The following is a 21,961-nucleotide window of genomic DNA, read 5'->3' on the forward strand; positions in this document are numbered from 1 at the left end:
ATAAATTTTCTCATTTTCAGGATGCTACGCTAATTTATCTGCGTTGGTGCCTGCATATGAAAAAATAATTTGCAAGGGCTATAACAAATAAAAAGTTCAAGCCTTCGGCAGGATTGATACAGGAAAAATGGCTGCTAGCGAAAGAAAGGTAAAAGAACAGAACCGGTTGGGCAGAGCCAAAGATAAATCTCTTCTACGGCCTCTTTGCCAAAAACATACTTTAAAGATGGCAACAGGTATTTCCATTAATTTATAAGCCAGGCGGGCAACCCAGGTACTTTGGCTTGGCCGTGTTCAAATATGAAAAGAAACAACCAAAGTGCAGCTGCTGTCGTTAATGACCTAATGCGCTTTCCGGAAATATCTGGATAACGTTGTTCGACCTCCCGCTCTTTTTACCACCGAGTGGTGGGGACAATTTAATTTTTCAACCCAATTCTTACCTTCAGATCAAATGCCTATGCGCAGAGTGTTACTGCTGCTTTGCTGTACTTTTATGTTTGCCCAAGCCATGGGTCAGTCATCTCCCTTGGAGGCGTATTGGCAAGATGGGCTCAAGTTCCGGAGCAAAGACACCTTGTACCGGTTCTCGGTAGGCGGCAGGCTGCACTATGACTTGGCGTACTCTGGCCAGTCTGAAGAGTTGGGAAGTCGTTTTGAGCATAAAAGAACTCAGGTAGAAGTGCGACGGGCCCGGATTTCGCTAGAAGGAAATATCAGGAAAGAGCTGGCGTATGAATTTGAGGTTACCTTTGGCGAGGACATAGAATTTGCCGACATGTACGTGGCTTTTCTGCAGGTGCCTTTGGTGGAGCGGCTTACCGTAGGGCATTTCCGGGAGCCTTTCGGGCTGGAGGAGTTAACCAGCAGCAATGCTATTGTGTTCATGGAACGCGCGCTTACCAGTACTTTTGGCCCCGACCGCAATACTGGTATCATGGTGCAGAAGCCGTTTTGGCAAGAGCGGCTGCGGGGTTACGTGGGAGTGTTCCGGATTACCGATGACCTAGGCAATGACCGCCAAGGGCTGGGGGACCACTCGTTCACTACCCGCTGGGCCTTTGCCCCCGTGGTGGCAGACCATAACCAGGTGCTGCACCTGGGCTTAGCCTTTAACCGCATTGCCCCAGACACCGGTAACTATCGTATTAGTACAAACAACGAAGTCAACACCAGCCCCGATTACCTTGACACGGGCGTGCTGAAAGGTGTGGAAAACGTGAACCAACTGGGTACTGAACTGGGCTTTACCCGTGGCCGCTGGCTTCTGCAGGGCGAGTGGATACAGTCTTTCACAAAGTTTTCAAATCAGGCTCCAGATGGTTTGGCCAACGCCAAACACCGGTACCAGAGTTTTTACCTGCTCACCTCGTTCTTCCTGAAAGGAGGGGCACGGGTTTACAGCAAAGGCTCCAACAGATTTAATCCAGTGCTGCAGCCCCGGCACCCGGGTCAAGATGATTTTGGGGGAGCATGGGAGGCTGGTTTGCGGTATTCGTACCTTGACCTCCGCGATTCACGCCAGCCCCTACACACCCTGCACAATGTTACCGCGGGCCTAACCTGGTACTACAACACCAATACCCGGGTCATGATGAATTATGTGCACTCTCTCTTTAACCAAGGCGCACGAGCCAACACGCTACAGGGCCGGTTGCAGTTTACGTTTTAAAAATTTAATAGGAGGCGGGAGGAAAAAATCTATAACGTCAACAAACAAAAAGAGCCCGAAAACAACGTTTTCGGGCTCTTTCCCTAAAATCAAGTCAAAAACAGCTTCTGGCTTCAAAGCCTCAACTATTCCTAATTCCTAATTCCTAATTCTCAATTGGCCAAAGGCCTTACGCTGTCACCAGTTCTTTCAGTTCGCTTACCACTTTGGTCATGGAAGCCTTGGCATCGCCGAAGAGCATGAGGCAGTTCGGGTAACCGAAGAGCTCGTTCTCAATACCGGCGTAACCAGCCGCCATACCACGCTTGCAGACAATAACGGTACGGGCTTTATCAGCGTTTAGTACCGGCATGCCGTAGATTGGGCTGCCAGGGTTAGTGCGGGCCGCAGGGTTTACTACGTCGTTCGCGCCAATGATAAGGCAGATGTCGGTATTGGCAAACTCGTCGTTAATGTGGTCCATCTCAATAAGCTTGTCATACGGAATGTTAGCCTCGGCCAAAAGTACGTTCATGTGACCAGGCATACGCCCCGCCACCGGGTGAATGGCGAATTTCACGCTGGTGCCGCGTTTCTCCAGCAGGTCCGTCAGTTCACGCACTACGTGCTGGGCCTGCGCTACTGCCATACCGTAACCCGGTACAATAATCACGCTGCTGGCTGAGTCAAACAACATAGCGCTTTCTTCTACGCCTACTTCTTTCACCACAATGTCTTCTCCACCACCCGTAGAAGCTGCACCACTGGTCTGCCCAAACCCGCCTAGCAATACGTTCACCAAAGAGCGGTTCATGGCCTTACACATGATTTGGGTAAGAATAATACCCGAGGCCCCTACCAACGCGCCCGTGATAATGAGCACCTGGTTGTTCAGCACGAAACCCGTGGCGCAGGCGGCAATACCTGAGTAAGAGTTCAGGAGGGAAATCACCACCGGCATATCGGCCCCGCCGATAGGAATTACCGTAAGTACGCCTAGTAGCAGCGCAATGGCCATTACGGCCAGCATCCAGAGCTCAAAATTAGGGTCTAACACTACCATGGCACTAAACGCCAGCGCGCCCAGAAACAGCAAGGCATTCAGGGCGTGTTGCCCGCCAAACGTAATGGCGCGGCCGTTGATCAGCCCTTTTAGCTTTCCGAAAGCCACTAACGAGCCGGTAAAGGTCACTGCTCCAATAATGATACTGATCACCACCGTCACGGCCACCACCGCCGGCATGGTAAGCCCTGCCTCGTGCGCCTGGCGCCAGTACTCAGAGGCAGCCACCAGAACAGAGGATGCCCCCCCGAAACCATTGAAAATAGCCACCATTTCGGGCATAGAGGTCATCTCCACGCGGCGGGCGGCAAACAACCCAATGGCTGAGCCAATGAGAATGGTCACGAAAATTTCGGTGAAGCTCAGTACCTGGCTGTTCAGAAGCGTAGCCAGCACCGCAATAAACATGGCCACTGCAGAAAGCGTGTTGCCCTTGCGGGCCGTGGCCGTTTTACCCAGCATCTTGATGCCCATGATAAACAGCACCGAAGCTACCAGATAGGCAATTTTTATAAGTAAATCTTTATCCATGGTCGTGCGGCTTATTTTCTCTTCTTAAACATTTTGAGCATGCGGTCGGTCACCACGTAACCACCCACCACATTGAGCGTGGCCAGCAAAAGGGCGCCTATGCCCAACCATTTGCTCACGCTGCTGTCCATGGGCCCTGCGGCCACAATGGCGCCCACAATGGTAATGCCCGAAATGGCGTTAGACCCCGACATCAGGGGCGTGTGCAGCGTAGGCGGCACCTTTGAAATAAGCTCAAACCCCACAAAGCTGGCCAGTACCAGCACGTAGAGGAGCACTAAAAGCGTTTCTGCGTTCATTTCTTTATTGTTGATTGTTCAATTGTTGGTTGTTCTTTTTCTCTGGTAATTGTTGATCGGCGATGCCAAGCAAGCAGTTGGCCAGATTGTTTTAGGCTTGTTTTTCTGTAAACACGTCAAAAACGAAATCCTAAACTTTCAGATACTCCCCCTTTGAAGGGGGCAGGGGGATGTTTCCACCAGTAGATCCGCGCATTCCTGATTCTGTAGAGACCAGGCACCGCCTTGTCTCTCTGCGTTTGCCGCCGTTTCACCAAGGGCGAAGAACCAGCCCTGCGTAAATCTCTGCCTTGCATTTAAAAGTAAGGAATTGTCAGCAATGCGTGGGAGACAAGGCGGTGCCTGGTCTCTACATCTGCAAAGGAAATCCGCGCAATCCCCTAATCCTTTAAATAGAAGTTTACACCGCCTTGGCCAGAATATCCTTCGTGAATTGGTGTACCAGCTCTCCCTGGTGGGTGATGAGCGAGCCTTTGGTCACTTCTTCGTCCATTTCCCACTTGAAGCCGTCTTTGGTGGCCAGGTGCAACAGCAGTGTGCTGATGTTCTTGGCATAAAGCTCGCTGGCGTTTACAGAGACCATGGCGGGCAAGTTGGCTTCGCCGATGATGGTGACGCCGTGCTTCACTACCGTTTTGTTGAACTCTGAGAGGGCGCAGTTGCCGCCAGATTCCACGGCCATGTCCACAATTACTGATCCGGGGCGCATGCTCTGCACCATTTCCTCGGTGACCAGGAGCGGGGCTTTTTTGCCAATCACCAGCGCGGTGGTAATGACAATGTCGGCCTCGGCAATATGCTTGGAGATAAGTTCTTTCTGCTTCTGCAGGTACTCCGCCGACACTTCTTTGGCGTAGCCACCCTCAGTTTTCACACCTTCGGCCTGCACTTCCAGGAAGCGACCGCCCAAAGATTCTACCTGCTCTTTGGTTTCAGGACGAACATCAGTTACTTCTACCACTGCACCTAAGCGTTTGGCGGTGGCCACAGCCTGCAAGCCCGCCACACCTGCTCCGAAAATAAGCACTTTGGCTGGGGTAATGGTACCGGCGGCCGTCATCATAAGCGGGAAAATCTTGCCTAAGGCATTGGCACCCAAGAGTACCGATTTATAGCCCGCCAGGTTAGCCTGTGAGCTAAGGGCATCCATCTTTTGGGCACGGGAAATGCGTGGTACGGCATCCATGGCAAAAGCCGAAATGCGCTTCTTCTCTAATGTGCTCACCAGCTCCGGCACCGTGTAGGCATAGAGGAAAGAGATGAGGGCACTGCCTTCACGTAACATGGCGGCTTCTTCCAGCGTAGGGGCATTCACTTTCAACAGCACGTCGGCATCGGCCAGCATGGCGGCTTTGTCTGGGAATATAATGGCCCCAGCCTGCTCATAGGCGCTGTCATAAAAGCCTGTAGCCTCGCCAGCCCCACTTTCTACGCCGCATGTAAAGCCTGCTTTGGTGAGCGACTTCACCACGTCCGGTGTCAGGGCAACCCGCCGCTCCGGCACTTTGGTCTCTTTAATTACAGCTAATTTCAAGGGTTTGTATTGTTTGTTTTGAAAATTTCAACAGAATTAGCAGGTAATAATCAATTTGCCAAGACTTTTGTAAAATAATTGTAAAAAACAAATGTTTGGCAGGCGGTGAGCGAAGGGGGATTAGGAAGTAAAAGTTAAGAATTGTTTGGGATGATTCCTAATTCAGCAGGGAAGGAGGTTTCCGTTCTGTTTTGAGGCTGTTTAATGAAAAACAAGCCAAAAACATTAAGTGAATACTGCGGCTGTGCGTATTTCTGATATCTCCCCTTTGAAGGGGACGAAAGGGGAGGTTTACTCCTGCCGGCCCACACATTCTAGTTTTACATTATCGCGGTCATCCTGAGCGCTAGCCGAAGGATCTAACGAAGACTTTTGCTCTTACTTTCGCTTTACCACCTGCCGTTGTTGTGTGTTCTCACGGACAACTAGTCCTGCTTCTGCCTAAGTTCGTTCATTTTTCCGCTTCCGAGCTGGCGTAGGTTCTGCTTTTCCAAGGTCTTACAAGACAGCCCTCTCCGTTTCTCTGGCTCCGTGCGCTCATGGCCGCGAGGCCCCGCCCTGTGGATTCGCACTGCCCTTTTCACTAGACCTTCGGTCTTGCCGCTGGCGCGGCACCGCTCAAAGCGAGGCGCTCATCCCCACGGCTGGTAACAGTTCCAGTTCTGCTAGCAGTGCAGTTCTTGAAGTGTGGTTGTTGGTTTTCTATTGCTGCAGTTCCTGGGAAGAGGCACTCGCGCTCCGCGCATCACCTTTTTCATTTTTTTCTTGAATGTAAAATCCAGACGCTGCCTTGTCTCCCTTGCATTTCTGATGCGCTATTTCGCCATATCAAAAGACCTAGCAGTGTCTTGCAGACCTGCGAGCCTCTGTGTTAGGTGCCTTGGCTATTGAAATGATGGTGCAGTAACAGCGGCCAGCGCCTTAATTCTGTTAGCCGAGGCTTCCATCAAAGCATATTCTGTTGGCAGAGGAGTACCGCCCATGAACAGGTCTTCTCGACGGTACTGCATTTGGCTTTCCCTTCTGTCTCTGGCAGAGGCATGTATTTCGCGTACGCCGGTTTCTTGAATAAGCTGGTGAATATTTTGTTCATTGATGCCGCCGCCAGGCATGATAATCAGTTGCTCTCCCACAGTTTTTTGAAGCTCCGCTATCAGTTGGGCGCCTTCTGGGGCAGTGGCCTGTTGGCCAGAGGTTAACAGGCGTTGTACTCCCAAAGCTAGCAAGTCATCTAGCGCCTTAAAAGGGTCAGGAGTAAGATCAAAGGCACGGTGGAAGGTGACGCTGAGCGGGTACGCCAGCTGCATCAGTTCTTGGATGCGAGGTATGTCTATGTTTCCGTCGGGTAGCAGAACACCAAGTACCACGCCATCAACGCCTAGCTCTTTGGCTACTGCTATGTCTTTTTTCATGACGGCAAACTCTAAGGGCGTGTACAGGAAATCGCCTCGGCGCGGCCGGATGAGTACGTGCAGCGGAATGTGCAGGTGCTGGCGGCAGAGCTGTATCATGCCAGCGCTGGGCGTGGTGCCGCCTTCTACCAAGTTGTCACACAGTTCTACTCTGGCTGCGCCTGCTTCTTGTGCGGTAATGGCGCTCTGCACCGAGTCAATGCAAACTTCCAGCAGCACAGGGTTCTGGGGCATGGCTACAGTTTGTGTTTGGCGTCAAACAGTTTATTTGTGTTGTTGTCGCGTACAGCATAGTTGAAGCCGCGCTGAATGCAGTAGCCTCCGTACTCGCCCTGCTTATTGATGGCAATAAAGCCCACCTGCAGGTCTTTCACGTTTTTCTGCTTCTGCATAATCCGCTCTACCGCTAGCTGACAGGCTTTTTCCGGTGAATGCCCCTGCCGCATGAGTTCTACCACCAAATGGCTGCCCACCATTCTGATCACTGCTTCGCCTAAACCAGTTGCCGTGGCGGCACCTACTTCGTTGTCTACAAACAAACCGGCCCCAATTATAGGGGAATCGCCCACGCGGCCTTTCATTTTGAAAGATGCGCCGCTGGTAGTGCAGGCTCCGGCTAAGTTTCCATGGCTGTCTAATGCTAAGAGGCCAATAGTGTCATGGTTTTCAATGTTGATGACTGGCTGGTATTTAGATTCCTTGAGCCAGTTTTTCCAGTCGCGCTCTGACTCTGGCGTAAGCAAATTCTCTTTCTGAAAGCCTTTTGACATGGCAAACTGTAATGCCCCGTCGCCCACCAGCATGACGTGCGGGGTGTCTTCCATTACCTTACGAGCTACAGAGATTGGGTGCTTGATGTGCTGCAGATACGCCACCGAACCGCAGTTGCTGTCTTTGTCCATGATGCAGGCATCTAAGGTCACGTTGCCTTCACGGTCTGGGTAGCCGCCGTAACCAACTGTGCGTACCTTGGGGTCACCTTCTGGCACACGCACACCGGCCTCCACGGCATCTAGCGCGTGTCCACCTTTTGATAAAATTTCCCAGGCGGCGTCGTTGGCGGGCATGCCGTGGTCCCAGGTGGAAATAACCAATGGCTTGTTTACTTTGCCTTTCTGTATGCTGCCCGAGAATGCTTTATGGATAGGGAATAACCCGCTGACAAAGGCGGTGCCTAATGCCGAAAGCCGGAGAAAATGGCGTCTGCTTTTCATGATTTTTTGGAATATCGTTTATATAAGAGGCAGCTGCAAATCCTTTTATGGTAAAGTATAAAGAATGGCGCAAGGGTCCGCTTGTGTCCGCACGTATTGTTAGAGGCCAGATCAGCAGCTCTGCTTGTTGGTGATAACACCAACAAGGGCCGAACGGCTATATTCTTTTTAAGGAATTGCAGGAGCTGTTTTTGGCCTAGTTTAAGAAAACAAAGCCTAAAACAGCTTCTGCTCAGCCGTATGAGGGAGCAAGTTTCTATCTATTTCTTTCCGACTTCTGCTTCTTTCTCCCAACCCTCTGGACGGCGCCAACGGTTAGGGGCAGCTGGCTCAGGCTTCAGTTCCACAGCTTTTGTTTTTAACAGCTCCAAAGCCACGGCTACGGCGCGTTCCAGCTGAGGGTCTTTGCCGGCAATGACATCGGCTGGTTTATTCAATACCTCAATGTCTGGGGCTACGCCTTCACCTTCCACGGCCCATTCCCCGTTGACATCCACGAAACCACCCCGCGGTGCTACCATGCGGCCACCGTCTATGAACGGAGGTGTGTCCCAGGTGCCTACCAGACCGCCCCAAGTGCGGGTGCCCACAATAGGGCCGATCTCCATTTTGCGGAACAGGTACGGCAATAAGTCACCGCCAGAACCGGCCATTTCGTTTACAATCATCACCTTCGGTCCCCAAATACCTGACATTGGTGTGGTGAAAGGCCTGTGGTCGCCTACTTTGCTGTTGAAGTAGCCATGCAGTTCGCGGGCCATGATGTCAACCATGTAATCGGCGGCGGAACCACCTCCGTTGTTGCGTTCGTCAATTACAGCACCCTGCTTGTCTTGCTGGCCAAAGTAGTAGCGGTTAAACGAGGTGTAACCAGCTTGTCCGGTGTTAGGCACGTAAACGTACGCCAGTTTTCCGCCAGAGAGTTGGTCTACTTTCTGCCGGTTTCCTTCTATCCAGGCAATGCGGCGTAAGCCTGATTCATTGGCTACGGGTACTACCGTTACTAAACGGGAGCCATCCATGCTGGGCTTGCTGTTGATACGAAGTACCGTTTGTCTGTCTGCGGTAGCCTCAAAGAACTGGTACAGGTTTTCAGTTGCCTTTACAGGCTGACCGTTCACTTCCAGAATGTAGTCGCCGGTGTTGATGTTGAGGCCCGGAGCACGGAGTGGTGCGCGCAGATCTGGATTCCAGGACTCGCCGTTGTAAATTTTGTTGATGCGGTACAAGCCGTTGTTGACTTCATAATCAGCACCCAGCAAACCAACCGGCACCCGTTTTACATCGGGGAAATCTCCGCCTGAGGTGTAGGAGTGGCCCACTGAAATTTCGCCTCCCAAAATGTCAATGAGATAGTGTAACTCAGAACGGTGGCGTACATGCTCCAACCACGGGCTGTACCATTCATAAATCTTATCCCAGGGGGCGCCGTGGGTATTGTCTACATACAGGAAGTCTCGCTGATAGCGCCAGCCTTCTCTGAAGATTTGTTTCCACTCGGCGGCGGGGTCAATCTTTACTTTCAGGTCTGACACTTTCAGCCTGCCGTCACCAGGTTTAGGGGTGTTGGCGGTGCTCACAATGCTCCAGCTAGACCCACTTCGGTACAACAGGTTTTTGCGGTCGAAGGAGACAGAGGCGTCGTTTACCTTTGTCAGGAACTCAGTAGCCTTTGTGTCTTTCAAGCTGTATTTGTGCAGGGTTTCGCCTTGCTGGTTCTGGATAGACTCCATGTAAAACACCTGACCCTCGGGGCCGGGCAGTAAGCCAGTATAGTTACGATCCGGCACTTGAATAGGAAGAATACGCTGGCTTAGCCCATCCATATCTATTTTTACGGTAACAGCAGGCTTCACTACTTTCGCTTCGCCCTTTTGCCCGCTCTTGGTGCGGGGCGCTTCCTGCTGCTTTTTACCTGATGTTGATTGCTGTTCTGATGCTTTCTGGGAATCGGTGTTTTGTGCTTGCGCCTGTTCTTCATCGCTGCGCGGCAGTAACGGCGATGGCGTGTCTTTAGACAGCACAACCATGTAAAGACTGCGGGTAACGGGATGATCAAAGCTACTCATATCTAGCCAGCCGGTATTTAGACCAAAGTTGGTACTGGCCAGAAAATACAGGTACTTGCCGCTCTCGTCCCATACTGGTGAAAGGGCATCGGCCATGTTATCTGTTAGCTGCAGGGTTTTGCCGGTTTCTACATTGTGCACTTTTACCGCCTTAAACTGGTTGGGCAGCAGTTTGGTGTAGGCAATCCATTTGCTATCCGGTGACCACACCGGGTTCATGGTGCGGTCTGGGTGTGCGTAGCCCTCGGTGTCGGCTTTCTTTATTTTGCCAGATGCCACCTCTACGTACCACAGGTTGTAATCAGTATCGGTAAACGCTATGTATTTGTTGTTAGGTGACCACTCAGGGCGGAAGAAGAACGTGGGGTTTGGAATGGCGATGGCTCTAGGCTTAGTAAGCCCTTCCTGATCGCCAATCATGAGCTGGTACTCGCCGGTGGCATCAGAAAACCAGGCAATCTTTGAGCCATCGGGTGACCAAGTAGGGTAGCGGTCTGCGGCGCCGGGCGTGTGGGTAATGTTACGCCAATCGCCTTCTTCTTTTGGCACGGTAAAAACCTCACCCCTTGATTCAAAAAGAGCGCGTTTGCCGCCGGGGCTCAATGAGGCATGAATAAGTTGGGTAGGGGAAATATCTGCCCAGCGCGGACGGGCCCAATCAAAGTCGCCGCGTACTTCTATGGTAAGCTGTTGGGTCTGGTTCGTTATGGGGTTGAGCAAATGCAGGTAGCCGCCTTGCTCGTACACTACCATGCCCGCGCCGGCATCCAAATTCTTGGTATCGAACTGTTTGTGGAAGGTGTGCTGCTTCAGCTCATTGGTTTTGGGGTTGAAAGACCAGACGTTGTTGGCATAGTCGCGCTCAGACAGAAAGTACACCACGCCATCCATCCAAACAGGGTTGGTGTGCCGCTCACGGTCAGTTTGTGGTGTCTGCTTGAGGCTGAAGTTTTCCATGTCTACAATCCAGATGGGTTGTGCTTGTCCGCCGCGGTAGTTGCGCCACTCAGGGTCCCAGAAGAAAATGGGCTGGTAGGCCACATACTTGCCATCCTCAGACAACTCACCATTGGCGGCCTGCGGAATTTTAAGTGCCTCTGGAATACCTTGGGTAATGGAAACGGTGTAAAATTTAGAGTCGGTTGTGGGTTGGCCTTCCCGTCCAGAGACAAATAAAACGGATTTACTATCTGGTGTCCAACCGTTAACGGCATCGTTGCCGGGGTGCCAGGTAAGGCGCTTAGGTTGGCCACCTTCTACCGGAATCACATATACATCGGTATTTCCGTCGTATTGGCCAGTAAAGGCCAACCACTTGCCATCCGGTGAAAAATGCGGACTGGTTTCAGCCCCCTCATTGGAAGTTAACCTTCGGGCAAAGCCGAGGTTGGTAGTGCCAGCTTTACGGTCTGCTATCCAAACATCATTAGCATAGACAAAAGCGATGTGGTTCTCACTGATGGTGGGTTGCCGGAGTAGCCGCGTGCCCTGTGCCTGAACGGCAGCGGGAAGCGCACACAAGGCGCTGCCTAGGGCGGCTATTTGCAAGATCTTTTTGAAGAGCATAGGGTTCATATGTTTCGTAGGCCTAAAATAGGAATTAGTTTTGGATAACCTTAGGTGCGGGAATAGTGCACCTAAGGTGCTTGGGCTGGTATAGTAGATTTGTAGGGACAGGGCTCGGCCTGGCTGTTGCGGTGGCCGCCGCTTTACATTCTGTTATAGGATGTATTCGTTAGATCCCCCTGCGTTGCTTATAATTACCGAAAAAGGAGTTGCTTACCCCCGTCTCCCCGAGCTTCATCTTGTAGGAAAAATCAAATTGCTACTTCTAATGGCGCGGAAGTTACTTCCGTGACGAACAAACGCAAAAGCCGCAAGTCACGGAGATAACTTCCGCGCATAATTAGCGCCATATTGGTAGTGCTTTCCACTCTTTTTTTAAAATACGCTTTCAACGAAGCAGTTATCCGGAATGCATGGATACTCCTGTGAATACATTCCCTTCAAAGGGTGAATATCAGAGATTCGTTGAAATGGAATGTGTTTGTTAGAATTTTTTAATCAATTTGAAGCGTTCCCTCCAGCACAATCTGAGCTTGGCTGCGCACTTCTAAAGTGTGTTCGTCAATAAGCGTGAGGTGCAAATGGCCTCCTCTGGCTGAGAGTTGATAGGCAGTCATTTCAGTTTTCTGAAGCCTGTCTGCCCAATACTTTGCCAGTACACTATGCGCAGAGCCGGTAACCGGATCCTCGTTGATGCCTACCCAAGGCCAGAAGCAGCGGGAGTAAAAATCAAATTCAGAATCAGTAGATTTTGTGGTTACTGCTAAACCGTTAACTGAACTGGTGGACTGCAGTAATTGACTGAAGTCTGGTTTGATTTGCTCTAATATCTCTCTAGTAGGTACTTCGAGCACCAGCATCTTTATGTCCTCAGAAAAGTAAAGAGCTAAAGGGGTAACCAAGCCCAGTGCCGTGTACAGATTTGGCAAAGGTGGGTGTGGCTGGTAGTCATACAAAGGGAACCGCATAGAAATATACTCCTCCTCTTTGATTGCCTGCAGCACCAGGTTATGATGTGTCACAAAGGTCACTTTCTCCAATTTGCGTTTGTCTAGCACCAGCTTGGCGGAGGCTAAGGTGGCGTGTCCGCAAAAAGCAATTTCTACCGTGGGCGTAAAATAGCGGATGGAAAAATTGCTTTCGTCTTGGGGAGAAGGCACCAGAAAAGCCGTCTCTGAGAGGTTAAGCTCTGCCGCTATAGCCAGCATTTGACTTTCGGTTAAAGGTTTTTCCAGCAGACAGACTCCCGCCGGGTTGCCTTTGAAAGCCTCTTCCGAAAAGGCATCTATGATATAGGTCTTTATTTTCATGTGGATTACCGATAGGACAGCACGGGCACTCCTTAAATGTTCGGTAATTTAGGCAATAAAGCAGGAATGGGAAAGTACGTCTGTTTTTGTGCTACTTTTAGAAAATCAGGGCAAAAACAACCTTAGAAATTTGAAAGGCTTTTAGGGATTGGCTCGGCTATTCCTCCGGCAGTAAATGGCTCGTAAAGCCTTGCTGTTTTAGTATTTCAAATGCCTCCCATACTTTCTCCGGAATTTCCTGGTACGCCTGAAAGCCTTTTTGAGGGTACACCTTTATCCGCTGTAAGTCGCCCAGCATAATATGGATGACCTGTTCTACCGAAACTTCTTCATTAGGATAGTCTGTGAAACTAATTTGAGGTGAGGTAACCATAAAGTTTATTTTCGGCCCTGGCCATTGCTGTAGAAACGTGGCGTAGGTTCGGCGTTCCATGTAGGGTTTCTGCACCAGAATAAGACTATCAACGGGAATGTTTCTTTGTTGCAGCAACTGGTGAGAAAAGGCGATGTTCTCCCCAGTGTTCGTAGACTTATTTTCTATTAGAATCTTTTCTTTAGGTACGCCCTTGTCTATGGCTATTTGCGCAAATTTTTCAGCCTCGGTTTGGGTCCAGTTGCCCTCAGTGAGCCTACCGTAGCCACCAGAGAAAAGCAGTGAAGGAGCATAACCCTGCAGAAACAATTCAGCACCTCGTTCGGCCACGCGTAAATCATGGCTGCCCAATACCAAAATAGCGCTGGCCGGCTTGAGGGAGTGGTGCAGTTGGTGGTAATTCCAGATGCGTTGAGCTAAGGCTGTGGTTTCAGGGGATAAAGACATTTGAAAGAGTTCTGACTCGGAAAAGATAGGGAAGCATTTACTGCCTCATACTTATTGGTAACTGTTTACTGTTTGCTGTTCATTGTTGCAAGCGCATCTTTGCAATACTCGTCACCTAACTGAGCGCCTAATTTATAGTAGTAAAGACCTTTGTTCTTATCAGGCTTTTTGTCAAAAGTACCCTTGTACCAAATGTCAGCTAATCGCCGGATAGAGAGAATCTCTTGGTTAGCGGCTCCGTATTCATAGAGCTCAATGGCTTTATTTGTATTCAGCGGGACATCTTGCAGGCTAAAGTTGTACATTTCAGCTAGTTGGTAATAAGCTTCTTTGTTGCCCTGTTTGATTTCTGTCAAGTAATGCTGTATGGTTTCCCAGGCTTTGTCTTCAGGTTTTACTTCCTGAGCAATTTGGTTGAAGTTGTAGGCGGGGGTGGTCATCTGGACGGTGTCGGTGCGCACATTTGACTTTTTCAGGTGCACCTCATTATCGGTTAACATGACGTAGCGTTGGTTGTTACCCACCAGAACCAGTGTGTCAGTTGAGTAGCGATCCATCTGTAATACGTTTGTGTTGTAAAGTTTAATGATGTTATGGCTGCCCTGAATGATAATTACGTCATGGCTGTTGTTAAAATAGGCCGCATTTTCACTCACAATGTCTACTAGATTATTGCTGCCGTTAAAGATAACCTGATCTCCTGATCTAGTGGAAGAGGAACCTGCCGACCCTTTAGTGGTGACTTTGACAACATTGTTCTGGTCTTGGTTTGAGCTCGCAGTTTGGGTTGATTTGCAGCCAGCTAATAAGACGAGAAGGAGCAGATAGTAATGTGGCTTCATGGTAAAGGCGAGTAAAAGGAAAGATACAGTACCTACTGTTTTCTGGTAGAGCCTTGGTTAATTTTTAGTTACAGTTATTTTTTTGTTCACCAAGTATTTACAGTTTGGGTCAATGCCGTCAAAGGTATAAGTCCAGGTTTGGTTATTTTGAGTGGTTGCCACAATCTGGTATTTGCCTTCTACCTTTTTTAAAGAACAGCTTTGCACCAGTGGGGTGTCAAAAATCATACAGTTTGAGGCGTCGGTTTTAGAATGCTTTTTGTTCGCTAGTTGATTTGCGAAATCAAAGTACTGTGTTTTATCAATGGTATAAGGAGTGAATTCTTTCTGACTTTGTTCATCGGCAGTGTTCATATGAACAAAGTTCTGGTACGGAATAAGTACCCCACCTTTCACAGTAAACGATGTCTCAATAAGGTTGACAATTGTCTTATCGGTAAATGAATTGACTTTGATGTTGTTTGGGACAAAGTCTATGCCTGTGTTGGTGGGTGTGGTATGCCAGTCAAACAAGCCTAAAGGGTTAACCTCAATGCCAGGGCTCAAGCATTCAAAGGTGCGTTTCCAGGTATTAGTGTTTTTATCTTTCTTTAGCAGAATTATGCTTGGGTGCTCGCGGTAGTGAGGCACCAAAACAATTACTTGTAAGTCATCTACTATAGGCAACACCTGCTGAATTTCTGCAGTGTACTTTGTTGAAATTAGCAAGTCGTCAGCTACATGCTGCAGTTGTTCTTTTGTTAGTTGTTGGGCTTGGGCAGGAGCAACCAAGCACCACGTGGCGAGGCAAATTATGAAAGTAATTCGAATCATGGCTCAATTTACAGAACTACTGCTAACATTACCATTCTTATAGATGTCTTGCTATGATCTTAGGTAAAAGACCGTTTGCCCTTTTGCTATTAATTACCTCTTTCCTACTGTTGCCTGTTCGTAGTTGGGCTTGTACATGTGCTTACAGTAAAGATTTTATACAGGAGGGGCAAGCGGATGGTTTTGTTTTTGAGGCAAGTTTTGAATGTGCGCTGGAAGAAAAGGATCTGGTAGGATTAATAAAACACAATATTTATGTGTTGAAGGTACATAGATACTGGGGCAAATCTTTTGGTCAGCAATATGTAGTGGCCGCGGCAGATGTATTTTCTTCTTGCAGTGTATCTGGAATTGAAAACGGGAAAAAGTTTGTGATCGCCTCTAAGCCCAATGAACTTAAGTTGTTTCCCATTCATATGTGCAATACCTATCCCTCTGATAGCTTTCCTGATAGTATGTTTCAGACACATGCATCTGAAGTTGTTTTGCCCAACGCCCAGAATGAAAGCTCTCATTCCTCGCCCTGTAACTACCTGCAAGAAAAGAAAAGTAATTTCGATACTATTTACACAGAAAGGGAAACTGCTCTTAGGCAAGCGGGTTGGTACAAGTTGCTATTCCAGGGCATTATTCTGCTTTTAGGAATGTCAGGGCTTTACATAATCGTCAGTAAAAATACCACTCACTTGTTGGCCATGCTGTTACAGAAAGTAGCGCTTTCCTCTAGTATCGCACTACTTCTCATGTTGGTGCTATTATGGGCAACAAAAGACAAGTTAACTGTAACACAGCTTCGCACCGAATCTTTTGGGGTAAACAGGTATCTGCTAGTGAATTTGTTTGTGGCTGTCGCATTGGTACTTTTTTCTCTTCCTGCCGTCTTAACCAGGCGTTATAATTCATTAAAAAACAGAAGTTGGTTATTGCCAATTTTTCTGCTGTTACCTGCCCTACTTTGGCTTTTTCTTGTGGTGCGGTGGATTACTGACTTTGAATTTTCTTTTTCAGGACTGGCGCTAAATTTTCAATTCTTGGCTCTGCCGTTTTTCTACTTTATTGGAGTAGGTTGGTACCTGTTTACTAACCCCTCAAATAGTAAGTAGTAGATCCCTCACGTCTCATTACTGCTGTGCTTTTATCTTTATGTTACTACCAAAAGCTATAAAGCAAAAGCGATGGCAAGAAGAATCCTATGCCAGTTAAGCTTATAAAAACAGAAGTTGTGTTTTTGAAGTCATTTTAAAAAAACGAGCCTAAAAACGTTCTGTTAGTTGCGAAATGCAAAATTGAAGCATCTTTTTTATCAGTTTTTTGCAAAAGTGGTAGCTTCTCTAATAATTAGTGTCTATTTTACATTTTAAAATCAGCTAACCTCGTTTGCCTATGAAAACAATCTTTACTTTTCTAATAGTGGCGGTTCTGGCAGGAGCCGTTTCTTTTATTTCTGCCAAGGAAGAACAGTATACTTATCCGTTCCAAAACCCATCTTTGACCATAGAAGTCCGGGTAAATGATTTGGTGTCGCGGCTTACACTGGAAGAAAAGGTGGCGCAGATGCTCAATTCTGCTCCAGCCATCGAAAGACTAGGCATTCCGAGCTACGATTGGTGGAACGAGGTGCTGCACGGAGTGGCCCGCACACCTTACAAAGTAACGGTGTACCCGCAGGCCATTGGCATGGCCGCCACCTTTGATACTACCTCTCTAGAGGTAATGGCAGACTACTCCGCTCTAGAGGGAAGAGCCATCTACAACAAAGCCATTGCCGAGGGTAAATCAGGGCAACGCTATGTAGGTCTCACGTACTGGACGCCTAACATCAATATTTTCCGGGACCCGCGCTGGGGCAGAGGACAGGAAACCTACGGTGAAGACCCGTTTCTGACCGCCATGCTAGGCCGAGCTTTTGTACGCGGTTTACAGGGCGATGACCCAAAATACCTGAAAGCGGCGGCCTGTGCCAAGCACTACGCCGTGCACAGCGGTCCGGAGCCGGAGCGCCACGTGTTCAATGCCGTGCCGTCTGACTATGATTTATGGGATACCTATCTGCCTGCCTTTGAGGAGCTGGTGGTAAATGCCAAAGTAGCCGGGGTCATGTGTGCCTACAACGCCTTTAAAGGCCAGCCCTGCTGCGGCTCCGATCAACTCATGAACGACATACTACGCAACCAGTGGAAGTTCACCGGCTACGTGACCTCTGACTGCTGGGCCATTGACGACTTCTTCAAAAACCACAAAACCCACCCTGACGCCGCTTCTGCCTCTGCTGATGCCGTGATGCATGGCACCGACATTGACTGCGGTACCGACGCCTATAAAGCTCTGGTGCAGGCCGTGAAAAACGGACAGATCACGGAGCGTATGATAGATGTGTCAGTGAAGAGGTTGTTCACCATCCGGTTCCGGTTGGGTATGTTTGATCCGGTGGCCATGGTGAAATATGCACAGACACCGGTAAGTGTGCTGGAAAGTGCGCCACACAAAGCGCACTCGCTCAAAATGGCTCAGCAGAGCATGGTGCTTCTGAAGAATGAAAAGAACACGCTGCCCCTGCGCAAGAACCTGAAAAAGATAGCCGTAGTGGGTCCTAATGCTGACAATGCCATTGCCGTGCTTGGTAACTACAACGGTACCCCATCTGAGATTGTGACGGCGCTGGAGGGCATAAAGCGTAAAGTAGGCCCGGGTACGCAGGTGGTGTATGAGCAAGCCATTACGTTCACCAAAGACACCCTGCTGGCTTACACCAACATTATCCCGCAACTCAGCTTCAACGGCAAGCCGGGTGTACAGGCCGAGTACTTCAACAACAAAGAACTGACAGGCCAACCCGTTGCCGTTCGTCAGGAAAACAATGTAGACCATAACTGGCAGGAAGGCGAGACTGTGGTAGGCGCTATGAAAGCCTATAATTTCTCGGCCCGCTACACCACAGATTTCACCGCCAACGAAACCGGCTCCATCACCTTTGAAGTAGAAGGCGATGATGGCTATAGACTTTTAGTAGACGGCAAGGAACAACTCAACGCCTGGAGCCGGAACAGATGGGGAGCTAAGAACTTTAAGCTAGCCACGGAGAAAGGAAAGAAGTACCGCCTGGTTCTGGAGTACTACCAAGCCGAAGGCAAGGCCTCTATTCAACTACGGGCTGGCAACTTCGCTAAAACCAATTTCAAAGCCTTGGCCAGACGCGTGAAAGATGCTGATGCCATCATTTTTGTAGGCGGCATCTCTCCGCAGTTGGAAGGAGAGGAAATGCCTGTAGATGAGCCAGGTTTTAACGGTGGCGACCGCACCTCCATCTTACTCCCCAAAGTACAGACCGATTTGATGAATGCCCTGAAATCCACAGGCAAGCCAGTGGTGTTTGTGATGATGACCGGCAGCGCCATTGCTATTCCGTGGGAGGCGGAGAATGTTCCGGCTATTGTGAATGCTTGGTACGCGGGGCAATCGGCGGGCACGGCTATTGCCGATGTGCTGTTCGGCGATCATAATCCGGCTGGCCGTTTACCGGTTACTTTCTACCGCAGCGATAATGACCTGCCGCCTTTCGGTGACTATTCCATGGAAAACCGCACGTACCGTTATTTTAAAGGCCAGCCTCTGTACGGCTTCGGCCATGGCCTGAGCTATACCACTTTTGCGTATGATCAGCTGAGCGTGCCAGCCAATGCGCAGTTACACGCTCCGGTTCCGGTGAGCGTACGGGTAACCAACACTGGCAAAATGGACGGGGAAGAAGTTGTGCAGTTGTACATCTCTCAGCAGGTGCCCGGCTTTAAAACACCTATCAGAGCCATGAAGGGATTCCAGCGTATTTCGCTTAAAAAAGGCGAAAGCAAAGTGGTAAAATTTAAACTTCGTCCGCAGGATCTCACCGTCATTGACAAAGACGGTAGCGCCGAATACGTGCCGGGCACTGTGACCATTAGCGTAGGAGGAGGCCAGCCCGATGCTCAAACTAAAAAGGCCAGAAAAACAGTAGAAGGTGTAGTGGCACTTAAGTAAAGGAACTGGTTACGTCACTACAGAGCAAAGCTTTGAATAAGCCAGCGTTTTAGGCTTGTTTTTGAAAATCAGCTCAAAAACGTAAGCTGACAGAAAAAGCACTGGAAACAGAAGAGGCACCTGCATTTGCAGGTGCCTCTTCTGCTTCCAGTGCTGTCAAATATTTTAGTTGCACTCACCGTCTACGGTGCAGAAGCCTTCGCTGCCGGCACTTAAATCAACGGGCTTTTCTTCTTCCCACACTTTGTCCAATACTTGCTGGAATAGCTCAGTAGGTTGGGCGCCAGATACAGCATATTTGCTGTTGAACACGAAGAATGGTACACCGCGGGCACCAACTTGTGCTGCTTCGTATTGGTCTTGCTGAACTTCGGCTTTATAGGCATCAGATTGTAACACGTTTCTAGCTTCGGTACCGTCTAAACCAACTTCTTCGGCTAGCTGCACCAAAACGTCATGGTTGCCTATGTCTTTGCCCTCGGTATAGTAAGCGGCAAACAAACGCTCTTTCATCTGGTCTTGCAATTTGTGCTCCTTGGCCAGGTGAAGCAAGCGGTGCGCATCCATGGTGTTGTTGATGATGGCCTTGTCGAAATCATAGGTTAACCCTACTTCCTTGGCAACGCCCGCCATGTAATCATTCATCTGCTTTCCTTCGGCGGTGGAGGTTCCTTTGCGTTTGCCCAGGTACTCATGCACCGATTGGCCAGCTACTGGTTGTAGATCAGGGTCTAACTGAAAACTACGCCACACTATCTCTACTTTATCCTTAGGGCCGAAGGTTTCCAAGGCTTTCTCAAACTTACGCTTACCAATGTAGCAGAACGGACAAACCACATCAGACCATATTTCAACTTTCATAGTAATCTCTTTTAAAAATGAAGGAGGCTCTCAATGCCACTTGCAAAGCTACACGCTTCGCCTCAATTTATATGTACCTACAACAGTTTAGGTGGCATGAATGTTCCTTCCCTTCTTGTGAGTAGGTAAACAAACAAGGCACAGCTGAAGGCTTTCAGTACGTAAGCCTGCCACAGATTTATCTATCTTGTTGTTTTCAGTACGTGCCGTCTAAGAATGCGAAGGCTACAGTTGAACAGTGTCTGCGCCTGAGGTATTATTAGATTCTGAAGATAAATCTAGCGAGTCTAGCCCGCCGTCTGCTCCGTCTACCATGTCTTCTGTGACGGTGTTGCCAGTGGTTTCTGCAGGCTTTTGGTCTCCGCAGGAAGTAAGAGTAAACATGGCAGCAAGTAAAAGGAATGCAAAAAAGTTGGCTGTGTTTTTCATAGTGGTAAAATGTTGGTATAGGGCAGAATATACTGCGTGTAGCAAAAAGCGACAGTGTATGTTACGTGATTTTGCTTTAACAGGATGAGGAGCCATATTCTGCGCCTATGCCTGGCCTACAGCTTGGGTAAGCCACAAGACAAACGTTTTAGGGCTGATTTTCTAAAATCAGCCCTAAAACGCCTCGCCGCTTAAGGCACAATTTATTTTTTGCCGGTGTAGGCCACACGATAGATGACTCCGTTGTCATCATCAGAGAACAGCAGAGAGCCGTCGGGGTGTTGGGCAATTCCGCAGGGGCGGCCAAACTGCGCTTTGTTATTGTTGGTTAAAAAGCCGGTAATAAATTCCTCAATCTGCGTGGGCTGACCGTTCTGAAATTTTACTCGCACCAGATTGTACCCTACGGCCTCTTGGCGGTTCCAGGAGCCGTGCATTGTGGCAATGGCATCTCCTTGGTATTCTTTCGGAAACTGTGAGCCGGTGTAGAAAACCATACCCAGCGGTGCCGCGTGTGCTTTGTACATGAGTTCCGGGTTCTTCGCCTTTTTAGCGTATTCGGCCCAAGTCATGTTCTTGGGTTCATCAGCTTTGTTGGGCTTTCCGTTTTCATAGACATAAGGCCAGCCATAGTCTGCCCCGTCTTCCAGTTTGTTAAATTCTTCTTTAGATACTTCATCGCCTAGCCAGTCTATGCCATGGTCAAAACCATACAAGACTTTGGTCTGTGGGTGCCAGTCAAACCCTATGGTGTTGCGCAAGCCCTTGGCAAAAATGCGGCGGTTTTTGCCGTCAGCATCGGCCTGAAGCATCGTGGCGTTTAAGTCGCTGGTTTCCTCACAGGCATTGCAGGTGCTCCCCACACTGATATAAAGTTTTCCGTCAGGGCCAAAGGCCAGGGTGCGATTGTTGTGCTGACCACCCTCTGGCAAACCATCCATGATTTCTTTTAATGAACCAAAGGTGCCATCTTTGTTGATCTCGGTGGTGTAAACCTTATTTACGGTAATGAGGTAAGCCTTGCCATCTCTGAGAGCAATGCCGTGCATGTTCTCCTTCTGCGCCACTACTTTGGTGACCTCTGCTTTGCCGTCTTTGTTTTTATCTTGCAGCATGGTAACCGTGCCGGCATCGCGGCTAGTTACGTACACCGTGCCGTCTGGGGCAATGGCCAGCATGCGGGGCTTACCCAAATTTTCAGCGAACTTTGTGACGGTAAAACCTGCCGGGGCCTTCAGTTGACGTACGTTGGCATCTGTAGGAGCCAGCAACGCAGGTTTAAAAATATGACCTTGCACGCTTTCAGAAATAGCTTCTTTTTTAACCTGAGCAGCTACAGGCAGCGCCAGAAATACTGTCAAGAACAGCTGAAGAACGGTAGATGAGATACTTTTTTTCATTTTTTCACAGTTTGGGTGGGGCAGTATGCGTATGGAAGGTGACACTGCCGCCATGTTTAATTTATACCTCTTTGTAAAACTGATTTACTTCTGCTTTGTTTCAGACTGCGGTGGCAGCCTCCTCCGAATCAAA

The 21,961-nt window shown here is 49.1% G+C and carries 16 protein-coding genes; 3 read left to right on the forward strand and 13 right to left on the reverse strand.

The genetic code is table 11. From position 1 onward, the window contains the following. The first annotated feature begins 460 nt into the window (after nucleotides 1–460). Nucleotides 461–1,672: an OprO/OprP family phosphate-selective porin gene (locus A8O23_RS15440; protein ID WP_161486751.1), complete on the forward strand. Its 1,212-nt coding sequence runs from the start codon at nucleotides 461–463 to the stop codon at nucleotides 1,670–1,672. A 169-nt stretch (nucleotides 1,673–1,841) separates the two neighbouring features. Here the strand turns inward: A8O23_RS15440 and A8O23_RS15445 are convergent, their stop codons facing one another. The 10 genes from A8O23_RS15445 to A8O23_RS15490 all read right to left on the reverse strand — a co-directional run bounded on the left by A8O23_RS15445 (nucleotide 1,842) and on the right by A8O23_RS15490 (nucleotide 15,124). Beyond that, nucleotides 1,842–3,245, reverse strand: a complete 1,404-nt coding sequence (locus A8O23_RS15445) for an NAD(P)(+) transhydrogenase (Re/Si-specific) subunit beta (protein WP_066622949.1) — start codon at nucleotides 3,243–3,245, stop codon at nucleotides 1,842–1,844. 11 nt (nucleotides 3,246–3,256) lie between these two features. Further along, a complete protein-coding gene (locus A8O23_RS15450) occupies nucleotides 3,257–3,544 on the reverse strand; it encodes an NAD(P) transhydrogenase subunit alpha (protein ID WP_066622952.1) in 288 nt (95 codons plus the stop codon). A 400-nt stretch (nucleotides 3,545–3,944) separates the two neighbouring features. Next, complete coding sequence (locus A8O23_RS15455; protein ID WP_066622955.1) at nucleotides 3,945–5,078, reverse strand: Re/Si-specific NAD(P)(+) transhydrogenase subunit alpha; 1,134 nt, start codon at nucleotides 5,076–5,078, stop codon at nucleotides 3,945–3,947. Nucleotides 5,079–5,962: 884 nt separating this feature from the next. Beyond that, on the reverse strand, nucleotides 5,963–6,724 hold the full coding sequence (locus tag A8O23_RS15460) for a copper homeostasis protein CutC (protein WP_066622958.1): 762 nt from the start codon (nucleotides 6,722–6,724) through the stop codon (nucleotides 5,963–5,965). Nucleotides 6,725–6,726: 2 nt separating this feature from the next. Next, nucleotides 6,727–7,704, reverse strand: coding sequence for an isoaspartyl peptidase/L-asparaginase family protein (locus tag A8O23_RS15465; protein WP_066622960.1), 978 nt, complete (start codon nucleotides 7,702–7,704; stop codon nucleotides 6,727–6,729). Between the two features lie 260 nt (nucleotides 7,705–7,964). Beyond that, nucleotides 7,965–11,339: a S41 family peptidase gene (locus A8O23_RS15470; protein WP_153042232.1), complete on the reverse strand. Its 3,375-nt coding sequence runs from the start codon at nucleotides 11,337–11,339 to the stop codon at nucleotides 7,965–7,967. Nucleotides 11,340–11,833: 494 nt separating this feature from the next. Next, nucleotides 11,834–12,649 (reverse strand): PhzF family phenazine biosynthesis protein, encoded by an 816-nt coding sequence (locus A8O23_RS15475; RefSeq protein WP_066622962.1) that lies wholly within the window; start codon nucleotides 12,647–12,649, stop codon nucleotides 11,834–11,836. 157 nt (nucleotides 12,650–12,806) lie between these two features. Continuing rightward, nucleotides 12,807–13,469, reverse strand: a complete 663-nt coding sequence (locus tag A8O23_RS15480; RefSeq protein WP_066622965.1) for a YdcF family protein — start codon at nucleotides 13,467–13,469, stop codon at nucleotides 12,807–12,809. A gap of 65 nt (nucleotides 13,470–13,534) precedes the next feature. Continuing rightward, a complete protein-coding gene (locus A8O23_RS15485) occupies nucleotides 13,535–14,311 on the reverse strand; it encodes a tetratricopeptide repeat protein (RefSeq protein ID WP_066622968.1) in 777 nt (258 codons plus the stop codon). A gap of 57 nt (nucleotides 14,312–14,368) precedes the next feature. After that, on the reverse strand, nucleotides 14,369–15,124 hold the full coding sequence (locus A8O23_RS15490; protein WP_153042233.1) for a hypothetical protein: 756 nt from the start codon (nucleotides 15,122–15,124) through the stop codon (nucleotides 14,369–14,371). Nucleotides 15,125–15,177: 53 nt separating this feature from the next. Between A8O23_RS15490 and A8O23_RS15495 the strand changes: the two genes are divergently transcribed. Then, complete coding sequence (locus tag A8O23_RS15495) at nucleotides 15,178–16,227, forward strand: hypothetical protein (RefSeq protein WP_066622978.1); 1,050 nt, start codon at nucleotides 15,178–15,180, stop codon at nucleotides 16,225–16,227. Nucleotides 16,228–16,507: 280 nt separating this feature from the next. Next, nucleotides 16,508–19,138, forward strand: coding sequence for a glycoside hydrolase family 3 C-terminal domain-containing protein (locus A8O23_RS15500; protein ID WP_066622985.1), 2,631 nt, complete (start codon nucleotides 16,508–16,510; stop codon nucleotides 19,136–19,138). A 165-nt stretch (nucleotides 19,139–19,303) separates the two neighbouring features. Here A8O23_RS15500 and A8O23_RS15505 read toward each other — a convergent pair whose 3' ends face one another. The 3 genes from A8O23_RS15505 to A8O23_RS15515 form a co-directional block, all read right to left on the reverse strand. Further along, the gene (locus tag A8O23_RS15505; RefSeq protein WP_066622987.1) at nucleotides 19,304–19,999 is read right to left on the reverse strand and encodes a DsbA family oxidoreductase; all 696 of its coding nucleotides are present in this window, start codon (nucleotides 19,997–19,999) and stop codon (nucleotides 19,304–19,306) included. A 225-nt stretch (nucleotides 20,000–20,224) separates the two neighbouring features. Further along, nucleotides 20,225–20,428: a hypothetical protein gene (locus tag A8O23_RS15510; protein ID WP_066622988.1), complete on the reverse strand. Its 204-nt coding sequence runs from the start codon at nucleotides 20,426–20,428 to the stop codon at nucleotides 20,225–20,227. Between the two features lie 203 nt (nucleotides 20,429–20,631). Then, nucleotides 20,632–21,828: a PQQ-dependent sugar dehydrogenase gene (locus A8O23_RS15515; protein ID WP_066622994.1), complete on the reverse strand. Its 1,197-nt coding sequence runs from the start codon at nucleotides 21,826–21,828 to the stop codon at nucleotides 20,632–20,634. Nucleotides 21,829–21,961 lie beyond the last annotated feature (133 nt).

Origin of the sequence: Rufibacter roseus (genome assembly GCF_001647285.1) — a bacterium.
GTDB classification, from domain to species: Bacteria; Bacteroidota; Bacteroidia; order Cytophagales; family Hymenobacteraceae; genus Nibribacter; species Nibribacter roseus.

Bases quoted from the DNA above. Each gene is read 5' to 3' on its own strand.
- A8O23_RS15460 (WP_066622958.1), bottom strand. From the start codon at position 6,724: ATGCCCCAGAACCCTGTGCTGCTGGAAGTTTGCATTGACTCGGTGCAG.
- A8O23_RS15440 (WP_161486751.1), top strand. From the start codon at position 461: ATGCGCAGAGTGTTACTGCTGCTTTGCTGTACTTTTATGTTTGCCCAA.
- A8O23_RS15495 (WP_066622978.1), top strand. From the start codon at position 15,178: ATGATCTTAGGTAAAAGACCGTTTGCCCTTTTGCTATTAATTACCTCT.
- A8O23_RS15470 (WP_153042232.1), bottom strand. From the start codon at position 11,339: ATGCTCTTCAAAAAGATCTTGCAAATAGCCGCCCTAGGCAGCGCCTTG.
- A8O23_RS15465 (WP_066622960.1), bottom strand. From the start codon at position 7,704: ATGAAAAGCAGACGCCATTTTCTCCGGCTTTCGGCATTAGGCACCGCC.
- A8O23_RS15445 (WP_066622949.1), bottom strand. From the start codon at position 3,245: ATGGATAAAGATTTACTTATAAAAATTGCCTATCTGGTAGCTTCGGTG.
- A8O23_RS15485 (WP_066622968.1), bottom strand. From the start codon at position 14,311: ATGAAGCCACATTACTATCTGCTCCTTCTCGTCTTATTAGCTGGCTGC.
- A8O23_RS15510 (WP_066622988.1), bottom strand. From the start codon at position 20,428: ATGAAAAACACAGCCAACTTTTTTGCATTCCTTTTACTTGCTGCCATG.
- A8O23_RS15515 (WP_066622994.1), bottom strand. From the start codon at position 21,828: ATGAAAAAAAGTATCTCATCTACCGTTCTTCAGCTGTTCTTGACAGTA.
- A8O23_RS15500 (WP_066622985.1), top strand. From the start codon at position 16,508: ATGAAAACAATCTTTACTTTTCTAATAGTGGCGGTTCTGGCAGGAGCC.
- A8O23_RS15450 (WP_066622952.1), bottom strand. From the start codon at position 3,544: ATGAACGCAGAAACGCTTTTAGTGCTCCTCTACGTGCTGGTACTGGCC.
- A8O23_RS15480 (WP_066622965.1), bottom strand. From the start codon at position 13,469: ATGTCTTTATCCCCTGAAACCACAGCCTTAGCTCAACGCATCTGGAAT.
- A8O23_RS15505 (WP_066622987.1), bottom strand. From the start codon at position 19,999: ATGAAAGTTGAAATATGGTCTGATGTGGTTTGTCCGTTCTGCTACATT.
- A8O23_RS15490 (WP_153042233.1), bottom strand. From the start codon at position 15,124: ATGATTCGAATTACTTTCATAATTTGCCTCGCCACGTGGTGCTTGGTT.
- A8O23_RS15475 (WP_066622962.1), bottom strand. From the start codon at position 12,649: ATGAAAATAAAGACCTATATCATAGATGCCTTTTCGGAAGAGGCTTTC.